The sequence below is a fragment of the Endozoicomonas sp. ONNA1 genome, from assembly GCF_024606325.1.
Classification (GTDB): Bacteria; Pseudomonadota; Gammaproteobacteria; order Pseudomonadales; family Endozoicomonadaceae; genus Endozoicomonas_A.
Genome location: NZ_JAHHPN010000814.1, coordinates 1 through 2,951, shown reverse-complemented (window position 1 = coordinate 2,951; position 2,951 = coordinate 1). Strand labels below are relative to the sequence as shown.

1 protein-coding gene is annotated in these 2,951 nt (G+C 48.1%); it reads right to left on the bottom strand.

Annotated elements, in window-relative coordinates; translation table 11 throughout:
- Nucleotides 1-183 precede the first annotated feature (183 nt).
- A partial coding sequence (locus KDK19_RS19330) for a M10 family metallopeptidase C-terminal domain-containing protein (RefSeq protein WP_257292659.1) occupies nucleotides 184-2,951 on the bottom strand: 2,768 nt, incomplete at its 5' end.

Sequence of the window (2,951 nt, the reverse complement as noted above, 5' to 3'; positions counted from 1 at the left end):
TAGACCAATTTATTGCAACCGCAGTAGGACGGCCTTAAGTCCGACAGGCTGCTAGGTAAGGGCAAATGAAAAAACGCACTCGTCATTATGTCTTGCTCAGCTGTTCAAAATGACTTGCTCGATATCATATTTAGAAGGCGGAATTTGTATAACTGTCCTTCACCACCCTTACTTTGAAAAGCTTTATATAACGACATGGGTTTGCAGTTGTCCCTGTTCAATCATTAGCCTCAGTGCTTCATCAGCTGATCGTCCATCAGGAATAAGCAGTGTGTCCTCAAACACAATGAATTGTGTCCATTCGTCAGGGTTTTCAGTGGCTACTTTAAGCAAACTATTACTACTGTCTTGCTCCAGTTTCAGATAACGCTCCGGATTTTTGCTGGCTTCTCGGGGCAGAAGCTCGGCGATATCCACAACATCCTTATTGCCGTCCACAGATGCAAAGTTTTTCAAAATATCGGAAGCTGGATTAATGGTTGTGCCTTCATGCCCTTTCTTCCAGATAGATGTATCTGTACTGCTCCCCAGAATGTACTGATCATTACCGCTGTTTCCTATCAGGTTACTGCCTGATAAGTGGGCGTAAAGCACATCGTCATCCCCACCGGCGTCAAGAGTCAGGCCTCCGACATTATCGCGCAGTACATCAGAACCTTCATGGCCATATTGGTTAGATACCTTCAGGGTGCCGGACTCTACAAGGGCGCTGAGTCTCTGTGCTGGGGTCATGCTATCGCCACCGGGAATGAGGGTATTAAGAGCCAGGCTGTTGAGATAGATCAGCTGTTTGACGGAACCGGAAACCTGCACACTGTCGCCATTATTGATGTTAAAAGACGATGTCCCGCTAGTGCCATCGTCGGTCCAGTAAATCACTGCATTATGATTGGCGGATTCAGTGATCACCAACTGGCTGGATAGTTTCGATGTATCCCAGACAGACTGGATATTGAGCATGGCCGAGAGGTCAATTTTGTCCAGACCGGGCTCAAAATCCATGATATTGTCCCAGGCTCCGCCGACACCTTCATCACCCTTCTGCCAGACGAAGTGGTCGGTTTTTCCATCACCATTTTTGTTAATCTCACCCCCCCAAATCTGCCCGTTGCCTGACCCTTCAATGACAGTGTTCCCGGCCAAGCCTGCTCCAATAGTGTCATTTCCCCCCTGAGCGTTTATGGTTCGAGCTTTGTCACCACCCAATACAAAATCATCTTTATCGGACGTTTGAATATTGGCTGTTTCCGGGGTCACTGTGACTGAAATATTCTGGATTGTACTTTGCTGTGGTGCACCATCGGCAACATCAGAAACGGCTTTCAATTGCAGGTCATACTGACCTGTGGGCAGATTTATGATGGCAAGCTCACTGAGCTCGCTGGTTGTCAGTGCCCAGCCAGAAGGTGAGGTCGATGGTACTCCTGATGGCTGGCCAGTAACACTGTTGATCAACGATGCAGCCGGTGGCAGGTTTTCCAGAAGCACGTACAATTCAGTTTTGACCAGGTTGTTGACCTGAAGAGCCGGGTTTACCACAGCCGCCTTGATACCAAGAGGTATCGGAACATTTTTTGATACAGTAATGTTGTCGTATGCTATCTGGCAGTCAGGCTTGTCTGATGCGGGTGTTATGATAACTTTGATTTGGAGGCTGACATCTGAACCCTCTCCGGGAACGAGACCGTCAGTGTTATCAACGGAGTGAGCCGTAATCTGAAGATCTGCTTTGCCATGTCCATCTCCGGGCTGATAGATCAAATGAGGCAAAGTAGTGGTGGTTGTTTCAAGTCTGGCTTCGATCTCTGTTCCTGATTGGATAAATAGAGCCTGAAGGCCATCAGGCGTTTTTATATAGGGCTTTTCAGCTTTGCTTTCCGTTGGGAAAATGGTCGGGTCACTGCTGCTGAGTATTTTGACCGATACAGCGATCACTTCAGGATGATCAGTGGGGTCTGAGGCAGTGTCTGTGATCCTGATATCCAATGGCAAGTTTATGGCAACATTTTCATGGCCGTTGCTCTCTGTCAGCTCTTTTAGAGTCAGGTCATCCCCTACCGGACGGACTTTCACCGGGAGCGGGCTCATATTGGTACAGAATGTGGTCAGAGACTGCTCATGACTGTAGGTGGTTAGTTGCAGGTTCAGCTCACCGCTGAAATCAAGGGGCGGCCTTAGATTTAATGGAGCAATTTGACCGGCGCTGTCGATCAGACTGGCAGGAATTTGCCAGCTGCCATTACCGTTAGCAGGCAAAAGGTTATTCGATTGATCTGACAGGGTTGCGCCGTTGGGCATGTTTTCGATGAGGGCTGACAGGGCCTCTGAGCCGTCATTGTCATTGAGAGTTGCCTGCAGACCAGAAAGCAGAATATCAGAGTCTTCATCACCTTCTGCTGCCGGAGAGGTCAGGGATGCACAGTTATTTGCAGGTATAATCTCCAGCTCAAGCTGTCGGCTGAAATCTTTTTCCCGGGACTCGCTAATATCGGGTGCATAGTCCTGAATCCTGAAATCAACAGTGACAGATACCTTCCCTGAAATACTCTTGGCAGGAATAAAATGAATACTTGCCAGTCTCTGGTTAAATGCATCGACAGACTCACCGGGCTCCCGGGTGAGTGTATATCGAGCGCCATCAAATGAAAGGCCGGTGCCTTGTAATTGAATGCCTGTTGGGGGAACCAGTTCAACACTTATAACTCTTTCAGAACCATCAATATCCGCCGGATTTATTTTCAGATTCATGGGCCAGGGTTGATCTTTTCCGTTCCATTCAGAGCCTTTGGCTTGCGGGTCTGTCCTGAGATCCGGGTTGTCGTCAACTATTGGACTGACCTTGAAAAGCAGATCCTGTGAACTGATTTTTGTCTGATCACTGATATTGTTGCGCTGAAGAATTTGTAAAGGAATGACCTGCTGTCCGGAAAAGTCTCTGGCCGGTTTAACGA